Annotated in this window: 2 protein-coding genes; both read left to right on the top strand. The window is 56.4% G+C overall.

Features of this window, described 5'->3' with window-relative positions:
- The coding region (locus FZE95_RS19525; RefSeq protein WP_150302455.1) for a hypothetical protein at positions 1-249 on the top strand (249 nt) is incomplete at its 5' end.
- A partial coding sequence (locus tag FZE95_RS19520; RefSeq protein WP_150302454.1) for a YgjP-like metallopeptidase domain-containing protein occupies positions 246-454 on the top strand: 209 nt, incomplete at its 3' end. The genes FZE95_RS19525 and FZE95_RS19520, both read left to right, overlap by 4 nt.

Here is a 454-nt window from a genome sequence, read left to right as displayed (position 1 = left end):
CCCAGTGAATTGCTGCGTTTGAAGGACGTGACAGTTGAACTGGTTGATCTATTGGTGGATGAGTTGCAGAGCCATCGCGATATATGGAGTCCACGCAAGCGTTCAGCCCAGGAAGAGCTGGCCGGACAGCTATTTGATCATCTGATGCACTTGCGGCCACCGCTGGTGGATACCGATACGGCGGGTTTGCTGGCTGACCGGTTGATCGATCAGGCAAGGGCCAGCCACGAAAGGTTGATGATGGTGTGAGCAATCTGATGCTGACAGTGGACGATCTGCACCTGACGATTCGGCGCAGCGCTCGGCGCAAAACGATGCAGATCACAGTCGAGCGCGATGGCAGCTTGATTCTATCGACCCCGCCTGAGGTAGAGGAGGGAACGCTGCGGCAGTTTGTGCAAGAAAAGAGCTTCTGGATTTACTCACGGCTGGCCGAGAAGGAGCGCCTGCAGCG

It is taken from the genome of Pseudomonas profundi, from assembly GCF_008638305.1.
Taxonomy (GTDB): Bacteria; Pseudomonadota; Gammaproteobacteria; order Pseudomonadales; family Pseudomonadaceae; genus Halopseudomonas; species Halopseudomonas profundi.
Note: the sequence above shows the minus strand (reverse complement) of the source record. Positions and strands in the feature narration are given on the sequence as shown.